General features: G+C 37.6%; 19 protein-coding genes and 1 tRNA gene. 14 read left to right on the top strand and 6 right to left on the bottom strand.

Going from position 1 to position 19463, the window contains the following annotated elements:
- Positions 1–177: 177 nt before the first annotated feature.
- The 12 genes from CDA10_RS05835 (at position 178) to miaE (ending at position 10382) form a co-directional block, all read left to right on the top strand.
- Positions 178–1575 (top strand): Do family serine endopeptidase, encoded by a 1398-nt coding sequence (locus CDA10_RS05835; protein WP_089604615.1) that lies wholly within the window; start codon positions 178–180, stop codon positions 1573–1575.
- A gap of 105 nt (positions 1576–1680) precedes the next feature.
- Complete coding sequence (locus CDA10_RS05840) at positions 1681–2133, top strand: acyl-CoA thioesterase (RefSeq protein ID WP_089604616.1); 453 nt, start codon at positions 1681–1683, stop codon at positions 2131–2133.
- Positions 2134–2165: 32 nt separating this feature from the next.
- Positions 2166–2717, top strand: coding sequence for a GNAT family N-acetyltransferase (locus tag CDA10_RS05845; protein ID WP_089604618.1), 552 nt, complete (start codon positions 2166–2168; stop codon positions 2715–2717).
- A 171-nt stretch (positions 2718–2888) separates the two neighbouring features.
- Positions 2889–4706: a translation elongation factor 4 gene (gene lepA, locus CDA10_RS05850; protein WP_089604620.1), complete on the top strand. Its 1818-nt coding sequence runs from the start codon at positions 2889–2891 to the stop codon at positions 4704–4706.
- Between the two features lie 21 nt (positions 4707–4727).
- Positions 4728–5582 carry a signal peptidase I gene (lepB, locus tag CDA10_RS05855; protein WP_089604622.1) on the top strand — a complete coding sequence of 285 codons (855 nt, stop codon included), beginning with the start codon at positions 4728–4730 and terminating at the stop codon, positions 5580–5582.
- A gap of 314 nt (positions 5583–5896) precedes the next feature.
- Positions 5897–6271 (top strand): DUF4845 domain-containing protein, encoded by a 375-nt coding sequence (locus tag CDA10_RS05860; RefSeq protein ID WP_089604623.1) that lies wholly within the window; start codon positions 5897–5899, stop codon positions 6269–6271.
- Positions 6243–6935, top strand: a complete 693-nt coding sequence (gene rnc, locus CDA10_RS05865; RefSeq protein ID WP_089604625.1) for a ribonuclease III — start codon at positions 6243–6245, stop codon at positions 6933–6935. Before CDA10_RS05860 ends, rnc begins: the two co-directional genes overlap by 29 nt.
- A 5-nt stretch (positions 6936–6940) precedes the next feature.
- Complete coding sequence (gene era, locus CDA10_RS05870; protein WP_089604626.1) at positions 6941–7969, top strand: GTPase Era; 1029 nt, start codon at positions 6941–6943, stop codon at positions 7967–7969.
- 26 nt (positions 7970–7995) lie between these two features.
- Positions 7996–8184 carry an NF038104 family lipoprotein gene (locus CDA10_RS05875; protein ID WP_089604628.1) on the top strand — a complete coding sequence of 63 codons (189 nt, stop codon included), beginning with the start codon at positions 7996–7998 and terminating at the stop codon, positions 8182–8184.
- Positions 8185–8214: 30 nt separating this feature from the next.
- Positions 8215–8934, top strand: coding sequence for a DNA repair protein RecO (gene recO, locus CDA10_RS05880; RefSeq protein ID WP_089604630.1), 720 nt, complete (start codon positions 8215–8217; stop codon positions 8932–8934).
- A 30-nt stretch (positions 8935–8964) separates the two neighbouring features.
- Positions 8965–9690: a pyridoxine 5'-phosphate synthase gene (gene pdxJ / locus CDA10_RS05885; RefSeq protein WP_089604632.1), complete on the top strand. Its 726-nt coding sequence runs from the start codon at positions 8965–8967 to the stop codon at positions 9688–9690.
- A gap of 35 nt (positions 9691–9725) precedes the next feature.
- Positions 9726–10382, top strand: coding sequence for a MiaE family protein (gene miaE / locus CDA10_RS05890; protein WP_089604633.1), 657 nt, complete (start codon positions 9726–9728; stop codon positions 10380–10382).
- Positions 10383–10543: 161 nt separating this feature from the next.
- Here miaE and CDA10_RS05895 read toward each other — a convergent pair.
- Positions 10544–10619, bottom strand: a tRNA-Asn gene (locus tag CDA10_RS05895).
- Positions 10620–10865: 246 nt separating this feature from the next.
- On the opposite strand from CDA10_RS05895, the gene CDA10_RS05900 reads away from it, so the two are divergent.
- Positions 10866–11324, top strand: a complete 459-nt coding sequence (locus CDA10_RS05900; protein WP_089604635.1) for a hypothetical protein — start codon at positions 10866–10868, stop codon at positions 11322–11324.
- A gap of 25 nt (positions 11325–11349) precedes the next feature.
- On the opposite strand, the gene CDA10_RS05905 is transcribed toward CDA10_RS05900, so the two are convergent.
- The 4 genes from CDA10_RS05905 to CDA10_RS05920 all read right to left on the bottom strand — a co-directional run bounded on the left by CDA10_RS05905 (position 11350) and on the right by CDA10_RS05920 (position 16165).
- On the bottom strand, positions 11350–12756 hold the full coding sequence (locus tag CDA10_RS05905; RefSeq protein WP_089604637.1) for a cryptochrome/photolyase family protein: 1407 nt from the start codon (positions 12754–12756) through the stop codon (positions 11350–11352).
- 106 nt (positions 12757–12862) lie between these two features.
- Positions 12863–13345: an FKBP-type peptidyl-prolyl cis-trans isomerase gene (locus tag CDA10_RS05910; RefSeq protein WP_089604638.1), complete on the bottom strand. Its 483-nt coding sequence runs from the start codon at positions 13343–13345 to the stop codon at positions 12863–12865.
- 143 nt (positions 13346–13488) lie between these two features.
- On the bottom strand, positions 13489–14775 hold the full coding sequence (locus tag CDA10_RS05915; RefSeq protein WP_089604640.1) for an NAD(P)/FAD-dependent oxidoreductase: 1287 nt from the start codon (positions 14773–14775) through the stop codon (positions 13489–13491).
- 127 nt (positions 14776–14902) lie between these two features.
- Positions 14903–16165 carry a D-alanyl-D-alanine carboxypeptidase PBP6B gene (locus CDA10_RS05920; RefSeq protein ID WP_089604642.1) on the bottom strand — a complete coding sequence of 421 codons (1263 nt, stop codon included), beginning with the start codon at positions 16163–16165 and terminating at the stop codon, positions 14903–14905.
- Between the two features lie 178 nt (positions 16166–16343).
- On the opposite strand from CDA10_RS05920, the gene CDA10_RS05925 reads away from it, so the two are divergent.
- Complete coding sequence (locus tag CDA10_RS05925; RefSeq protein WP_089604644.1) at positions 16344–18047, top strand: M61 family metallopeptidase; 1704 nt, start codon at positions 16344–16346, stop codon at positions 18045–18047.
- A gap of 349 nt (positions 18048–18396) precedes the next feature.
- Here CDA10_RS05925 and lipA read toward each other — a convergent pair whose 3' ends face one another.
- Positions 18397–19410, bottom strand: a complete 1014-nt coding sequence (gene lipA, locus CDA10_RS05930; protein WP_089604645.1) for a lipoyl synthase — start codon at positions 19408–19410, stop codon at positions 18397–18399.
- Between the last annotated feature and the right edge of the window lie 53 nt (positions 19411–19463).

Here is a 19463-nt window from a genome sequence, read left to right on the forward strand (position 1 = left end):
AATACAATAGTCACAGGGTTCAGATTTAGTCTAAATACAGCATAAAGTTTGTTTTAAGCTAATATTAAGTAAAGTCTTGTTTTATAAAAAAATGAAAACATATTATTACGCAAATACATCAAATAATATGTTACAAATATTTTTCAAGCAAAATTATAAGACGTAGGTTCGTGATAAATGAGTAATGGTCTAATGCAAAAAGGAATGTATGCAGCAGTATTTTCTGTCGCTGCAGCAACATCACAAGTTCAAGCTTCAACACCTGTTGATTTTTCTAACTTGGTTGAACAAGTTAGTCCCGCTGTTGTGAGTGTTAATGTTGTCAAAAAATTATCTCAGGAAGAATTGCTACAGCAACAAGTTCCTGAAATTCTAAAGCGTTTCTTTGGTAATCAGATCATTATCCCACAGCAACGAGCGCCACAAGAAAAGACCGCTTATGGTAGTGCTTTCTTTATTAGTAAAGACGGTTATTTACTCACCAATCACCATGTGGTTGAAGACGCATCTAAAGTCACAATTATGTTGAATGACCGTCGTGAAATTGATGCGAAGGTCGTCGGTAGTGATGAACGTACAGATGTTGCTTTGCTTAAAGTTGAAGGTAATAACTATCCATCATTGAGTGTTGGAAATGTTGATCAGCTTAAGGTGGGACAACCTGTACTTGCCATTGGTTCTCCATTTGGATTTGACTATTCGGCTTCCGCAGGTATTGTCAGTGCCAAATCTCGTAATATGATGGGTGAAACATCCGTTCCATTTATCCAGACAGATGTGGCTTTAAATCCGGGTAACTCAGGTGGTCCACTGTTTAACCAACAAGGTCAAGTGGTTGGTGTGAACTCGCGTATCTTCAGTGGTACAGGCGGCTATATGGGTTTGTCATTCTCTATTCCAATTGATGTCGCAATGGACGTTGTCGATCAGCTGAAAAAGAATGGTAAAGTCACTCGTTCTTTCTTAGGTATCATGCTACAAGACATCGATCGTAATTTAGCTGAAGCTTATAAGTTAGATAAACCGGAAGGTTCATTAATTACTCAAGTTACACCTGACTCTCCTGCAGCTAAAGCTGGGTTTAGAGCAGGTGATGTGATCATGAAATATAATGGCACACCTATTTCTCGTACTGGAGAATTGCTCAATTATTTAAATCGCACTCAGCCAGGGCAATCGGTTCAGTTAGAAGTTTTACGTGATGATAAACCAAAAGTGATTACTGCAACTTTAGCAGCAGCGCCTGATGATACACCTGCAAAAAATGACGCAACAGCAGTGACTAAACCACGCAAAGGACCTGTTTTAGGTGTGGTTATTCGTGGTCTATCTGAACCTGAAAAGAATAAATTAGGTCTGAAAGGTGGTGTGTTTATTGAAGATGTCACAACAGGTGGTTTGGCAGCTCAATCACGTATTATTCCGGGGGATATCATTACTCAGGTGAATAGTAAGAAAATCAATACACCAAATGATTTTGTTGAAGCTGTTTCTGAGTTGCAGAAAAATACAGTTGCTCGTGTAGCGATTGTACGTGAAGGCCAACATGCAATGGTTGGTTTACGTATTCAATAAAATACTTGATACTCTATTCTGAAATAGCAAATGAGCCACTCACTGAGTGGCTTTTTTATGTAAAAATAATGCAATTTTAGAGATAGAGTGAAAAGGAAGGACCACATGAGTTCAGTGTTTGATTTAAAAATCAAAGTAAAACCAGAGCATATCGATGTTTTGGGTCATGTGAATAATGTGGTGTATGTGCAATGGATGCAGGATGTGGCATCTGCCCATATCGAAGAATTAGGTGTGGGGCTAGAACAATATTTAGAAATGAAGCATGCGATGGTTGCTGTTGAACATCATGTTCAATATCGTAAAGCAGCTATGTTAGGTGATGACGTTATTCTTCGAACGTGGTTATATGATATCAATGCTTTATATTCATTCCGTCAGTATGCATTTTTTAAAGCGAGCGATAACAGTCTATTATTTACTGGAAACACCAAATGGGCATGTATTGAAATTGCCACTGGACGTCCTAAACGAATGTCGCCAACTTTTATTCAAGCATATCAACCGATTGATGCGGAATTAGATCCTTTTGTTTTAAGTGAAAGACCAACGAATTAAAAATCTGATTTTATATATACAAGAGTGTGATCATGAGTCAGTTAAAATGGATAAAAACTGAGCGTTTGATTTTAAATGATATTAAACATACGGATGTAAATGCTTTCTTTGAATTGTTTTCAAATGATGCAGTGCTTAAATTCTATGATGTAAAGAAATTTACAATGATCCATCAGGCTCAAGATTTGATTGATAAAATGCATGATCGATTTGCAAATCAGCAAGGCTATCGTTATGCAATTCGTTTGAAATCTGGAAAGCTGATTGGAAGTTTTGGCGTAAATAAAATCATCGAAACTGATGGCCAATATGGTGTAGTGATTGGATATGATTTACATCCAAATTATTGGCAACAGGGCTTTATGTCAGAAGTCCTGAGCAGAATATTTGTAGAGTTAAAAGAAAACTTATTATTTTCTAAAAAGATCAGTTTCGTGATCGCAGAGGTGTATGCTGAAAATATTAAGTCTATACAACTTCTTTTGAAACATGGATTTCACCAAACTAAACTGAATATAGATCAGCAGACTGGTTTAAATTTAGAAATATCATCACGACTTATTTTTAAACTTTCGCTCGAATGAGCCATATCTGTTGAGCATAAATTTATTCGTGGCGAACTCTTTCATTATTCAGAACAATATATTTGTTTTTCTATAACCGCATTCTGCTATAATCCATCGCAATTTATTTATCAGCTTTGCTATGTGATTTTAACTTCACACATAGCGCAATTTATATGTTCAAGGTAGCCCATGGCGCAAGCTAAAAAATCCGTCGATATCAAAAATATACGCAATTTTTCGATCATTGCTCACATCGACCACGGCAAGTCGACGCTTGCAGACCGTTTTATTCAAATGTGTGGCGGATTGCAAGCGCGCGAAATGCAAGCGCAAGTCCTTGACTCTATGGATATTGAACGCGAACGCGGGATTACCATTAAAGCTGCATCCGTGACGTTGTATTACACGCATCCAAATGGCGAAGAGTATCAGCTTAACTTTATTGATACTCCAGGACACGTTGATTTCTCATATGAAGTTTCGCGTTCACTCGCTGCCTGTGAAGGCGCATTATTGGTTGTCGATGCAGCGCAAGGTGTTGAAGCTCAGTCTGTTGCAAACTGTTATACCGCAATTGAGCAAGGTCTTGAGGTTCTTCCTGTACTGAATAAAATTGATTTACCGCAGGCTGAGCCTGAACGTGTAATTCATGAAATTGAAGAAATTATTGGGATTGAAGCGACTGAAGCACCAACATGTTCTGCAAAAACAGGATTGGGTGTGGAAGGTGTTTTGGAAACATTGGTTAATGTTATTCCTGCACCAACAGGTGATCGTGATGCACCACTGCAAGCTTTAATTGTAGATTCTTGGTTTGATAACTATTTAGGTGTTGTCTCTTTAGTTCGTGTTAAACAAGGTCGTGTGCGTAAAGGCGATAAAATGTTGATCAAATCAACAGGTCAATCGCACATTATCACTTCAGTAGGTATTTTCAATCCAAAACATACCGAAACTGGAATGCTTGAAGCAGGTGAAGTAGGCTTCGTCATTGCGGGTATTAAAGATATTTTTGGTGCACCAGTCGGGGATACCATTACTTTAGCAGCGACACCAGAGGTTGCTACTTTACCCGGTTTTAAAAAGGTGAAACCACAGGTATATGCAGGTTTATTCCCAATTGATGCCAGTGATTTTGAACCATTCCGTGATGCGTTGCATAAATTACAAATTAATGATTCAGCATTATTTTTCGAACCTGAAAGTTCTGATGCGCTAGGTTTTGGATTCCGTTGTGGCTTCTTGGGTATGCTGCACATGGAAATCGTACAAGAACGTTTAGAGCGTGAGTATGACTTAGACCTGATTAGTTCTGCACCAACTGTAATCTATGAAGCATTGATGAAAAATGGTGAAACGATTTATATCGACAGCCCATCTAAAATGCCTGACGGTTCTACTGTTGAAGATTTACGTGAACCGATTGCAGAGTGTCATATTTTAGTTCCTCAAGAATTCTTGGGTAATGTTATGACATTGTGTATGGAACGCCGTGGTGTGCAAAAAGATATGAAATTCTTGGGTAACCAAGTATCGATTACGTTTGAAATTCCTTTGGCAGAAGTGGTGATGGATTTCTTTGATAAGTTGAAATCTTGTTCACGTGGCTTTGCTTCACTGGATTATAACTTTGTACGTTTTGAGAGTTCATCTTTAGTTAAGGTTGATGTGTTAATTAATGGTGACAAAGTTGATGCATTGGCGATGATTTGTCATCGTAATGATGCACGTCACCGTGGTATTGCTTTAGTTGAAAAGATGAAAGATTTGATTCCACGCCAAATGTTTGACGTTGCGATTCAAGCAGCGATTGGTGCTCAGATCATTGCACGTTCAACAGTAAAAGCAATGCGTAAAAACGTATTGGCGAAATGTTATGGTGGTGACGTTTCTCGTAAGAAGAAATTGTTATCTAAACAGAAAGAAGGCAAGAAACGTATGAAGCAAGTGGGTAGTGTTGAAATCCCACAAGAAGCGTTCCTTGCTGTGTTGAAAGTAGAAAGATAATAAAAGAAGGTATCGTCGCTCATGGATTTTGATTTTAATTTAATTCTTGTACCAGTAACACTCGTATTTTTTGGGTTATGGTTACTCGATAAGTTTGTATTAAAACAACGTGCAACCAAAGGGAAAGGGAATGAAAAATTCATTATTTCATGGGCGTATGACTTCTGGCCAGTTTTAGCGATTGTATTGGTATTGCGTTCTTTTTTCTTTGAACCGTTTAATATTCCATCTGATTCTATGGTACCCACTTTAGAAACAGGTGATTATATTTTGGTCAATAAATTCCAATACGGAATCCGCTTACCGATTACCAACACTAAAATTATCGATATCAGTGAACCGCAACGTGGTGATGTTGCAGTTTTCAGATATCCGAAAAACCCTAAAATTAGCTATATCAAACGTATTATTGGTTTACCGGGTGATCGTATTGAATTTAATAAAGGTCAATTAACGATTAATGGTCAAAATGTACAACAAATTCCAACAGAATTTAGTCGTGAAAAAGACATTTTAGATACGCCTAAATCGATTTATTATTATGAAAAAATGGGTGAACATAAGCATTTAGTTCGCCTATTGGAAGGTCAAAATACACTGATCAGTGCATTTAATTATGCACAACAAAAACAAGACTTGCCTTATGTTGCAACAGCGAATGACCGTTTTGTTAAATCAAATGGCGAAAGCTGGGAAGTCACTGTTCCTAAAGGACATTATTTCGCAATGGGTGATAACCGTGACCAAAGCGCAGATAGTCGTTTTTGGGGCTTTGTACCTGAAGAGAATTTAACAGGGCATGCGATCTATAAATGGATGCATAAAGAACCTGGATTTAAAATGCCTTCTTTTAGCCGTAATGGTGCAATCGATTAATTGTTTTGATCAAATCAATTTTAAATAAAGGTCACTAAAGTTGACCTTTATTTTTATCTGCTATATCTATCGAGTGACTTTGATTCATAAGAAAAATTAAGCACAACAAATGATTAGAACTAGTAAGTTGTGTCAGTTTCAAGGATAATACGCTTAATAAATTTTGTCTCGCCTGATGTTTATAAGGGAATCTAAGAAATTTATAGATAGGCAATTGAAGTCAATGGAATAGTTACATTGTTTTATTTGATGAAACTAGGTCATTCTATTCAATTGAAATGAAGGATTATTAATTTCACCTGTTGGATAAAAAAATGCGTAAAAATCAACAAGGCACTTCATACATTGGAATTTTATTGGGGATAATTGCCTTAGCTTTTATGTTGAAAATCATAGTAGCTGTATGGCCATTATATTGGGACGATCATGCAGTTGATCAGCAAATTGTAGAGCAAATTAAGAATAGCCCTGCAGATATTACACCCTCGAAATTTTCATCAGAGGTTGGTAGAAGGTTAGAAATGAACAATATCAGAGATATTAAATTTGATGATATTGCGACGGTTTCCACACAAGATGGTTTACAAGTGACTAAGAAATATGAAGTACGAAAAAATTTCATGCTGAATATCGATATAGTCCTCACTTTCGAGAAGAGTTTTGATAAAAGGTCAGTTGAAAGTAAGTGATCCTCGCTTACAAAGCAGAATTGGTTATCAGTTTAAACAATACGAGTTATTACAACTTGCGCTGACACACCGTTCGGTGAGTCATAAATATAACTATGAGCGCTTAGAATTTCTAGGCGACTCATTGTTAGGTATGATTATCGCAGACTATTTGTATCATGCTTATCCAACTGAAAACGAAGGGCGTCTCACACGTATGCGTGCAACGCTCGTTCGTCAGGAAGCCTTGGGTAAAATTGCCAATGACTTAAAATTAAGCACCAGTTTAATCCTAAGTACAGGTGAGTTGAAATCAGGTGGTCATCATCGTGAGTCAATATTAGCAGATACAGTAGAAGCGATTATTGGTGCGATTTATACAGATTGTCAGGATTTGCCTTTGTTAAGGTCAATTGTTTTGAAATGGTACGAACCGTATTTTGAAAATATTGAACCAACAGATCAATTGAAAGATCCAAAATCACGTTTACAAGAATATCTACAAGCTCGCAAAAAACAACTACCGATTTACGAGGTTGTAGATATTCAGGGTGATGCACCGAATCAACATTTTAAAGTAGAATGTACCGTAGATGGCTTACCTAAAATGATGGGTGAGGGATCGAGTCGCCGCTTTGCAGAACAGGCAGTTGCGGCGGATTTTTTAAAGCTATTGGAGCAGTAAACTGCATGAATACACATTCCGATCACAATGATGCTGATCACGAGCCGCCTGAAAACGGCAATGAGTTAATTAATCAATTTTTTAGTTCGGAAGGTTTTGAAATTCCTTCTGATTATCGAAGTGGATTTGTTGCAATTGTTGGACGCCCTAATGTGGGTAAATCGACGTTAATGAACCATTTATTGGGTCAAAAATTATCGATTACTTCACGTAAACCACAAACGACACGTCATAAAATTATTGGTATTGATAGCCGTGCAAAATCACAGGCCGTATTTGTAGATACGCCTGGGATGCACAAAAAAGAAGTCCGTGCTATCAATAAAATGATGAATAAAGCTGCACATTCTGCTTTGCGTGATGTGAATTTGGTTCTATTTGTTGTAGATGCACAAAAATGGACGCCGAATGACGATTTAGTTTTAGAAAAACTGAAAAACGCAGAAATGCCAGTGGTTCTGGTCATCAATAAAATTGACACTTTAGAAAATAAGCGTTTGATTTTACCGTTGATTCAAGAACGTGCAAAGTTGATGAATTTTGCTGAAATTGTTCCAGTTTCAGCATTACGTGGTGCGAACCTTGATCATTTGCGTGAAGCAATTGAAAAATACCTGCCATTCCAACCACCATTGTATTCTTTGGAACAATTAACAGATCGTTCTGAACGTTTCCTTGCGAGTGAAATCATTCGTGAGAAAATCATGCGTCAGTTGGGTGAAGAGTTACCTTATGATTTAACGGTACAAATTGAATCATTTAAAACTGAAGAAGCGACCGTAAATGAAAAAACGGGTCGTCCTAAAGCTGCATGTACTTATATCGATGCAACTATTTTTGTCGATCGCTCTGGGCAAAAAGCCATTGTGATTGGTGAAAAAGGTGCTAAGTTGAAGAAAATTGGTATGGATGCTCGTGTCGACATGGAAAAAATGTTCGAACAGAAGATTATGCTCACACTTTGGGTCAAAGTGAAAGGTGGATGGTCTGATGATGAGCGCGCACTTAAAAGTCTAGGTTATAGCGATATTTAATCGTTCAACAAATAATAGGAGCTGTTATGATTCGTGTGATTTCAATTCTTGCTTGCATCGTGATGTTGCAAGGCTGTATTACAAAGATTGTGACAGTTCCTGTGAAAGTTGCTTATAAAACCACAAAAGGGGTTGTTAAAGGTACAGCTGCTGTTGTGGGTGCTGTCATTCCAGATGGTGATGACGAAGAAGAAAAGAAAAAAGATGATGATTAATTGTGAAATCAGTGAATGAAGCACTGATCCATGCGTAATGAAATTTTACATGGTTATTTAATTCATCATCGTAAATATAGAGAACGTAGTCATATTGTGCACTTGTTTACGCAAGAGCATGGGCGTGTCGATGGTATTCTTAGACAGACACCTCCACCTCAATACCAACCGATTACTTTACAAGCCTCAGGAAAATCTGAGCTAAAGAATTTTTCTAAACTTGAAATATTAAACCAACCCATTTTCTTTTATGGTGATGCATTTTTTTCAGGCTTTTATTTGAATGAAGTTATTTTAAGGCTATGTCCTTTAGAAGAGGCAATGCCTGAAACCTTTGAGCAATATCATTTAACCTTACAACAATTACAAGATTTGGCACAGCATTCACAGGCTGATTTATTTCTTCGGCAAATTTTACGTCAGTTTGAACATGCATTGCTTGAAGAACTAGGCTATCCCTTGGATTATGCACATGATTCTAACCAACAAGAGATTATTAACACTCAGCGTTATCAATTTCAATTATCTGAAGGCTTTACTCCTGTTGCGCATAGTTCAGCAGCAACATTATTAGGGCAACAAATTCTCACGATGGTGAATTATGAAAAGGGTGGGGATTTTAACGCAGAACAGTTACAATTACTCGCAAAGCTTTATCGGCAAATGATTACTTCATTACTCGGTGATCGACCATTAAAAAGCCGTCAGCTTTGGGCTCAAAATGCTCAATCGAAAATTGTAAATCGTTAATTTTAAATTTATTGATATTAGGAAAATGTTATGGCTGCATTGCTTGGTGTAAACATTGATCATGTTGCGACTTTAAGACAAGCACGTGGAACGACTTATCCTGATCCTGTAAAAGCCGCATTAATTTGTGAACAAGCAGGGGCAGAAGGCATTACCTTACATTTACGCGAAGATCGCCGTCATATTCAAGATGATGATGTACGTCGCATGCGCCCTGTTTTAAAAACCAGAATGAATTTAGAATTGGCCGTAACTGATGAAATGATTGCTTTTGCCAAAGAAATTAAACCACATCATGTTTGTTTTGTTCCTGAAAAACGTCAAGAAGTGACTACAGAAGGTGGTTTAGACGTTGTTGGGCATTTCGAAGATGTGAAGGCCGCAACTCAAGCTTTAACGGCTGTTGGTTGTGATGTTTCTTTGTTTATTGATGCTGATTTTGCTCAAATTGATGCTGCAATTGCATGTGGTGCGCCAACCATCGAATTACATACGGGTGCTTACGCAGATGCTGAAACGGCCGAAGCGCAACAAGCTGAATTAGAGCGTATTATAAAAGGCACTGAATATGCTGTGTCTAAAGGCTTAGTGGTCAATGCGGGTCATGGTTTAAATCTTGATAATGTTGCGGCGATTGCTGCCATTCCTCAAATCCATGAGTTGAATATTGGGCATTCGATTATTGCGGAAAGTGTATTTGTTGGTTTAGAGCAAGCGGTTAAGGATATGAAGGCAGCAATACAGGCTGCTGGTTAATTTTTTATTTAAATTTTTGTTGTTGAATATTGGTCATGTCTAGTATTAATTATGATGAACTCATGCAACCTGTGATTGCTTTTTTAGGTTGTGAAACACCGAAAGCGTGGTTGGATGAAGCGTTGAACAATCTCCCATTGCTCATGCAAGATCATGCGAATTGTGAAAAGAAAGCGGCTGGAACAGCGATGAATTTGATGTTCCGTTATAGTTTTTTTACTGATTTACAGATCAAACTAGCACAACTTGTTCGTGAAGAAATGTTGCATTATGAGCAAGTTTTAGAATTTATGACCAAACGTGGTCAAGAATGGAAGGGTTTAAGTGCAGGACGTTATGCAGGTGGTTTGCGTAAGGAAATTCGTACTTATGAGCCTGAGGCATTGATCGATATTTTGGTGATTGGCGCATTTGTAGAAGCACGTTCTTGTGAACGTTTTTATGCTTTAGCACCGATTGTTGATGATGAGCTTGGACGTTATTATCGTTATCTATTGAAATCTGAATCTCGCCACTATGAGGATTATCTTGCGCTCGCTTTGGATGTAGCAAAAACTGCAAAATTGAAAGATCCAGAAGAGGATATTCAACAACGGATTGAATTAATTCGTGAAGTTGAAAAAAACTTAATTCTCGATCCTGATGATACTTTCCGTTTTCATAGCGGTGTGCCGAGTAAAAAAATGGCTTAAAGATTTTAGAAAAGAAGTGATTGATTCACTTCTTTTTTTTTAGTTAGATGTAATTGCAGTCGTTTATTCAATTTACTTTCGTGTAATACTGCTGTGTCAATCGATATAAATATTTCACTATAAAAAAAGCCCACTTCATAATGAGTGGGCTTTTTAGTATTTGGCTCTCCAACCTGGGCTCGAACCAGGGACCTGCGGATTAACAGTCCGTCGCTCTACCGACTGAGCTATTGGAGAATCTGCATGCGATTATAAGGATATATCTTTTGTGGTCAAGCCTTTCATGTCATGTTTTGTTCATTTTTAAGTTATATGCTTTTTATTTGAACGATAATGCAAAAAATCAAAAAAACTCAGCCAAAAAGGTTGCAATACAAAATTTGGCTTGCTAGATTAAATTTATAAAGTGAGTTTAAGCAATGCTTAAACCGTGTGGATTTAACCAACTTGCCAGCACTAAAATGGCTAAATAGGAGACAGCGAATGAATACGCTTACGATTCCCAAAATTTTTTCAAATTTTTCTTTTTATCAAGAAAACTATCTTTCAATTTTACAAAATCCTGAGCAATATCATATAGAAGTTGAACATGCCGAATTGAATGTATGGCCAATTGGGTATAAAAAAGTTTGGCTTGGTGATTTGTTGCAACTTTGGTTTAGTGAGAAATGGTTGGCTGATTCAACATACCAACTAAACCTAGAAAAGCGATCTTCAAATACGCAACCATCGAGCCAAACTCAAGCTGATTTGTTTTTATTTCAATTGACAGGTAATGCATTTACTGGAAAAAATCAGGCAAAAGCATGGTCGTTTTCTGAACAGAAAATCATTACATTATCGGTGGAGAGTGTATTTAAAAACCTTTGTTATTACGAGTCGATTGAACGTCCAGATTTTAATCAGCAGCTCGTATCAAGCATATTTAAAACAGCAATTTAATGCTTATTTCCGAAGTCTTTACCAACTAAATGTTTTTAAAGGCTTCAATTGCTCGAACACGACTCTGTTTTAAATCAACAATCGGCTTTGGATAATTTAAATTAAGATCTAAGTTTTTTGCATAGGGTTCATGGATCGTTTTCGCATCTAAATGTGCAAGTTCAGGCAGCCATTGACGGATATAATTCCCTTGAGCATCGAATTTTTGTGATTGACTCACAGCATTAAAGATACGGAAATAGGGGACGGAATCTGTTCCAGTTGAAGCGCACCATTGCCATCCACCATTGTTGGCTGCTAAATCACCATCAATTAAATGTTGCATAAACCACTGTTCGCCCAAACGCCAATCGATCAATAAATTCTTGGTGAGGAACATGGCAACAATCATTCTGACACGATTATGCATCCAGCCAGTTTGCAGTAATTGACGCATTCCAGCATCGACAATAGGAATGCCTGTTTGACCTATTTGCCACGCTTTTAAGTCTTCAGGTGCATGACGCCATTGGATATTTTGTGTTGCAGTCTTAAATGGTAAATGCTTAGAAACACGTGGAAAATCAAACAAGATATGTTGATAAAATTCACGCCACAGTAGTTCATCTAACCATGTTTGCTGCCCAACATTGTCGATATGGAAATGTCCTTGCTGTGCGCGGAATACAGCATTTAAACATTGGCGAATGGAAAGTATGCCAATGTTTAAATATGCTGAAAGTTGGCTGGTCGTTTGGTGATTTGGATAATCGCGTTCAGTTTGATAATCAAAAATTTTATTCTCAATAAAGTCATCAAGTAAACCTAAAGCATATTGCTCGCCTACAGGCCATTGTTGTTTCATCTCATCCAGTTTAAACCCTAACTGTTGCAGTGAGGGAATCGGGCTTGATATTGCAATTTCGATTGTTTGCTGAGGTGTTGGTACTGGGTATGATTGTGGAATAGAAATGCTCAATTGCTCATAGCAATATTTTTTAAATGCACCAAAAACTTGATAGGGTTGGTTTGATTTATTGCGGACTGATCCGATCGGGAAAATAGTGCGGTCATGGTACAGAATTAAATCACGTGAGGATCTTTTTTGAACTTGAAAATCACGATTTAATTCATTGACACCACATTCAATATTGGCATGTACATTTTCAATTTTTAGCTCATGACACTGTTGATTGATTTCTGTGGCAATGTCTTTCCATAAAGGAACAATCCGAATGATCAGTGGAATATTGAGTGTTTCTAGACTTAGTTTTAATTGCTGAATTTGGCGTAGATAGAAATCAATTTTGATCGGCGCATCATCATGTATTTTCCATTGTTCAGGGGAGAGGATAATGAGTGCAACAACATGTCCAGACTGTGCGGCATGCCATAGTGCAGCATGATCATGGATACGTAAATCTTGCCTAAACCAAATCAGTTGTCTTTGCATAGTGTTTAGTTATTCACATTAAAATCATTGATTGAAAATACATTTTTAATGGGTACAAAAAAGGCAAAGTATAAAACTTTGCCTTTTCCGCACAGATCATAAGATCTTAGTGGTGATGACCACCTGCACCGTGAACATGACCATGTTCTAATTCTTCAGTAGAAGCATCACGAATTTCAACGATTTCAACTTCAAAAGTAAGGTCTTGACCAGCAAGTGGGAAGTTTGCATCAACGATAATGTTGTCGCCTTCAATTGCTTTAACTGTAACGATTTGAACACCGTCATCAGTTTGAGCTTGGAACTGCATGCCCGCTTCGATGTTTTCAACACCTTGGAACATTTGTGCAGGAACTTCTTGTACTAGGTCAGGATTGTATTCGCCATAACCTTCAGCAGCAGGTACGTTTACTGTGAATTTATCGCCAACAGCTTTACCTTCTAAAGCTTTTTCTAAACCAGGAATGATATTACCTGCACCATGCAAATAGGCAAGTGGTTCACCTTGTGATTTATCGAGAGTTTCACCCTCAGCGTTAGTCAACGTGTAGTGGAAAGAAACTACGTGGTTATTTGCAATAGCAGTCATGTTATTGATCCATTCGATAATCGATAGTTTTAAGTGTACATCATAAAGTGAAAAGCAATTTTTGTAGACTAAAATTACTAAAAAATTGCACTTTCATCATTTTTTTGACGATTTTTTCATTAATATGGGCAAAAAATCAAATTTCAATGCAATTTAATTTTTGGTGCGATTTTTCGTGTAACAAAATCTTTAGCAGTCAGTAAGCCTGCATGTGCATAACCATAAATCGTGGCTTGATGCATACGGTACAACGATACGTACATCGATTTTGCAACAAAACCTTGAACATTCACCTGTCCAAGTAGTTCGCCTACGGCTTTATTTTTACTCAATGAAACCAGTGAGCCTTTGTCAGAGAATTGGAACATTGGTAGTGGTCGGCCTTTGATCCGTGCTTGCATGGCATCTGCCAAAAAGGTTGCCTGTTGGCTTGCAACTTGCGCACGTGGGCCTAAAGGCGCTTCTCGTGCATCTAAAATACAGTGCGCGCAATCGCCAAATGCAAACACGTTTGGATCAGATTTGGTTTGTAGTGTCGCATAGACATCTAAACGTCCCATGCGGTCTTTTTCAAAACCTTTTAAATTGGCAATCACTTCCGGTGTTTTAATCCCAGCAGCCCAAACTTTTAGTTGGGCATCAATCGAAGTACCGTCATTAAAATAAACTTTTTCTGCATCTACTTTTTCAACACGTTTTGCAGTCAATACATCAATTTTCATACGTTCTAATTGCTGAGTTGCATGTTCAGCAATTTTTTCTGAAAGGGCAGGTAAAATACGATCTGCACCTTCTACCAATGAAATTTTGACATTTTTTGGATTAATTTTATTTAAACCATACTTATAAAAATTCTGCTTGGCTTGTACGAGTTCGGCAGCAAGTTCGACACCTGTTGCACCTGCACCAATAATTGCAATTTGTAGATTGCGATCCACGTCTTTGTTTTGTGCATCTAAGTACAAATGCAATAAGTCTTGTTGAAAAACTTCAGCTTGATTGCGGCTATCTAAATAGTGACAAAACGTTTTGACACCTGGTGTATTGAAATCATTGGATACTGAACCTAAAGCCAGAATTAAGGTGTCATAACCTAAAGTGATTTGTTCATGGTTTGATTCATATTTTGAAGATTGGGTTTTGCTTAGTGTGATGGTTTTATTGTCACGATCCAGTTGTTCAAAACGACCCAGTACAAATTCATAATGATGTTTTGCCGCATGCGCATAGTAGTTCATTTCTTCTTCGCTTGGATTCATTGTTCCTGCAGCGATTTCGTGCAAAAGTGGTTTCCAAATATGCGTAAGTTTTTGATCTACGAGGGTGATTTTGGCTTTTTTACCTTTCCCGAGAGTATCACCAAGCTGAGTAACCAGTTCTAAGCCACCAGCACCACCACCAACAATCACAATATGATGTAGATTCGACATACAAAAGACTCGATTTATTATAAAAAAAGGATGGCTTAAATATGCCATCCTCTTTATATAATTGAGTTTTTTTTGTATTACAATTTACATAAATACAATAAAACTGACTAAAAAACTTGGTTTTAATTTAGAACAAAGATTTGATCCATTCCAATAAGCGTTCAAACCATGATGCTTGTTCAATATGCACTTCATCTTCAATGTCAAAACTCTGAATTAATATATTATTTTGGTATACATTGACTTTTGCTAAATGCATGATTTTTTCAAGTGGCGCAGTCAAAGAGGTCTCATTTAATTCAACATTTAAATGGGTCTGTGTTTCTTGTAAAGGTTCAACGGCTGTTAATAAACCATTTAAGTCTGCTTTCATGACCTTACTGTTATTGACATCGAAAGTCATTAAATCGATTGGGCTAGCATCGTTATATAAAGAAGTGGTGACTAATTGAGGTTTTTTAGCTTCAACTTTAAACATTTTCAAGGTTGATTTAATGACAGGCAATTCAGCAATAAGCTGTCTATCTTTAATTGCCACTTCATCACGAGTATATGCATAACCGAGATTGAGTAATTTATGTGCAACTTCAGCACGTTTTGTGGCGCTTTTTGCGCCCATAACCACAACAATCAAACGACGATCAGGTGATTCTGCAATGTCAGAAGGGCGATGTGCTGTTAATGCTAAGTTATAACCTGCGGCTTTAGTAAAACCAGTTTTCAGACCATCAACGCTTGGGTCAGACTTTAAAACCAAATTGGTTGCATGATGAAACCGCTGCTTATAACTAAAACTTGGCATCACTGAATAATGTAAATATTCAGGTGTTTGTGTGGTGACTGCTTGACCTAAAAGCGCCATGTCATGTGCAGAAGAAAAATGCTCAGGCATGGTTATACCAGGAGCATTGGCAAAATGAGTGTCTTTCATTCCCAAAGCTTGTGCTTCTTGATTCATTCGAGCGACAAAAGTAGGAACATCTCCTGAAATACGTTCTGCTAAAGTCACCGCTGCATCATTGGCAGACATGACAATCAGACCAGCAAGGAGGTGATCTATTGAGATTTGTTCGCCTTGTTTTAAATACATTTGCGATTCATCCCATTGCACCATCTGCACAACTGGAGTCGCTGTAATGATTTCTTCTTTACGAATATGACCTGCTTTTAACTCTTTTAATGCAATATAAGCAACCATCATTTTGGTCATAGAAGCAGGTGCACGTTGCACATGACTATTATATTCGGCAAGGGTTTGACCTGTTTGCGTGTCTAGAATAGTCCAAGCTTCAGCTTCAACCGTTTGGGGATTAATATTTAATAAAGCAGCATTGACAAGTGTGGAACAAATTAAGCTGAGTAATGCAATAAAAGAAACGAGAATTTTCAACAGATTTACCTTTAGCCAATCCTATGGCGAGAACGCACGAACTGCGGGAATGCTATGCTTTTTTTTAAAACAAGGCTAGTTAAAACTGTAGACAATTGCGACTAACAACGCATAACTTTGTAAAAAAATGCTACTCTAATTGGTAATTTCTTTGTTTTGTATTTTTGAATAGATCACTATGTTGCATTATCAAATTGAATTCGACGAATATCGTCAGCATCTCGTTCATGTTACTTTACGTTTTCTTGCCAATCCAACACAGGTACTTTCTTTACCCACATGGATTCCGGGTAGTTATTTAATACGTGAATTTGCGAAACATATCGAAGCAGTCAAAGCTTATGATGAAGATGGTCGCCAGCTTAAAATCAATAAATTTGAAAAAAATAAATGGCGTTTATATAACACAGACCATGAGCTGATTACGGTTGAATATGATGTCTATGCTTATGATTTGTCAGTACGTGGTGCTTATGTCGATCAAACACGTTTGTACGTCAATCCTGCATGTGTGTGTTTAGGTTTACAAGATCAGGAACAGGCACCGATTGAGTTGGAAATATTCTTACCTGATGAACTCAAACATTTCCAAATTGCGACAGGTTTAGCATCAAAAAGTTTAGTCAAAGGGCGTTATACCCTGAAAGCTGATCATTATGCTCAATTGATCGATGCACCTTTTGAGTTGGCAGATCAAACCCGTTTCAGTTTTGAGGCGAATGGTATTCCACATGAATTTGTTGTTTCAGGTCAGCATGCAATGAATGCTGAACGTATGAAGCAAGATATTGAAAAAATTTGCAGTACTGAAATCTCAATGTTTGGCTCTACACCATTTTCAGATTATACCTTTATGACCATGGCAACAGGCAATAGCTATGGTGGCTTAGAGCATCCCAATAGCACCAGTCTGATTTCTCCACGTGATGATTTACCAAAAGTGGATGAACCGACTGAGCCTTCGGCAGATTATCAACGTTTCTTAGGCTTATGTAGTCATGAGTATTTTCACTCGTGGTTAGTTAAATTTATTCGCCCTGAAAATTTCACGAACTATGATTTAGACCAAGAAGGCTACACCAGTTTATTGTGGATTTTTGAAGGTTTTACGTCGTATTACGATGATTTGATTCTGCTGCGTAGTGGTGTGATTTCTCAGGAGTCGTATTTAAAACTATTGAAGTCGCAAATAGATCGCTATTTACAAAATCCGGGACGTTTTATCCAGTCTGTTTCTGAGTCAAGTTTTGATGCATGGATTAAATTCTACCGTCAGGATGAAAACTCAAATAATGCAGGAACCAGTTATTACAACAAAGGCTGTTTGGTTGCATTGTGTCTAGATTTAGGGCTTCGTTTACGTGGTTCAAGTTTGGATGCCTTAATGCGCCGTTTGTATGAAAATAGCCAAAAGGGTATTCAGGTGAATGAACGGACTATTTTTGACCTATGTAAAGAATTGACAGGTGATGATTGGATTGAACAAATTAATCATTTGATTAACACCACAGATGAATTGCCATTGGATCAACTATTGCCTGAATTTGGTTTAAGCTATAGCTTAAAAAATGACAAGACCTTGCCATTTGGTTTAAAAGTTGTAGAAAAACCTGAAGGTCTGCTGATTCAACAAGCGCGTCGTGATGGTGCAGGTGTTGCAGCTGGACTATCTGCAAATGATGTGATTATTGCGATTGATGGTTTAAAAGCATCTGAAAAGTTACTTGAAAAATACGCTAAGCACAAAGCTACATTTACTGTTTATGCATTCCGCCGTGATGAATTTATACAATTCGAATTGCAGGGTGGGGAAGTTGATTTAACCACTGTTGAGTTAAATGTTGTAGATCAAGCTCAAGCAGAGAAATGGTTAAAGGCTTAATCGATTCACATTTTAGATTAGCATTCATTAGATTTTTAATAACCGATGTTTAGGCATCGGTTTTTTTATGCATAGAATAATTCTTAAATTTTAGACATAAAAAACCCTCAATATCTGAGTAATGCTGATCAGTTAAGCATTTTTAAATCCTCCCCATCCCTCCTTTGATAAAGGAGGGAGTACCAAGAATCTAAAATTATTTTAAATTCTCAGTAGTTCCCCTCTTTTTTAAAGAGGGGTTAGGGGAGATTCTTAGATAAGTAACGACTAAATTACTCTTAACTGACTGGGATTATCAATATCTGAGGGCTTTTCAATCTAAAACAAAATACTTTTATTCGTAGCCAAACTACGCTTCAATGGTTTGAACGGCAATTTTCTTCGCAGGATCTGCCTTACGACGAACTTGTGGAACAGGCTCACCATAATATTGACGATCTGCAAAATAACTTGAACGAACCATCGGTGCAGCCCAAATATTTTTAAATCCAAGTTTGTGACCATGTGCCGTATAACGTTCAAACTCTTCTGGTGTTACAAAACGATCAATCGGTGCATGTTCTTTAGAAGGCTGTAAGTATTGACCAATCGTCACATAATCTACACCATGCGCATGTAAATCATCTAAAAGTGCAATCACTTCTTCTTCAGTTTCACCAATACCGACCATCAACCCACATTTTGTTGGCACATCAGGACAATATTCTTTAAACATTTTCAATAAAGTCAAAGAGTGTTGATAATCTGAACCCGGACGCATTGCTTTATAAAGACGAGGTACAGTTTCAATATTGTGGTTGAACACATCAGGCGGGCATTCCGTCATGATGCGTAATGCAACATCCATACGACCACGGAAATCTGGAACTAAGATTTCAAGTAATGTTTTTGGGCTTAATGCACGTGCTTCTTTAATACAATCAACAAAATGTTGTGCACCACCATCCAATAAATCATCACGGTCAACAGAAGTGATGACTGCATATTTTAAACCAAGGTTGGCAATGGTTTCTGCCATGTGACGAGGTTCATCAGCATCAAGCGCATTTGGGCGACCATGTGCGACATCGCAAAATGGACAGCGACGTGTACAAATATCACCCATGATCATAAAGGTTGCAGTACCGCCACCAAAACATTCGGGTAAATTTGGACAAGCGGCTTCTTCACATACGGTATGTAATTTTTGTGCACGTAAAGTGGTTTTAATACGTTGAACTTCATCAGGCGCAGCCATTTTGACCCGAATCCAATCAGGCTTTCGAGGCGTTTCAACCGTTGGGATAACTTTTACAGGTATGCGAGCCACTTTTTCTGCACCGCGTAATTTGACGCCCTGTTCTGGTTTACGGTTCTCTGACATATTCAACTTTTCCACTGTTTTCTACGGGGGAGAGGAGATTTATTATAGCGTAA

It is taken from the genome of Acinetobacter piscicola (assembly GCF_002233755.1).
Taxonomy (GTDB): domain Bacteria; phylum Pseudomonadota; class Gammaproteobacteria; order Pseudomonadales; family Moraxellaceae; genus Acinetobacter; species Acinetobacter piscicola.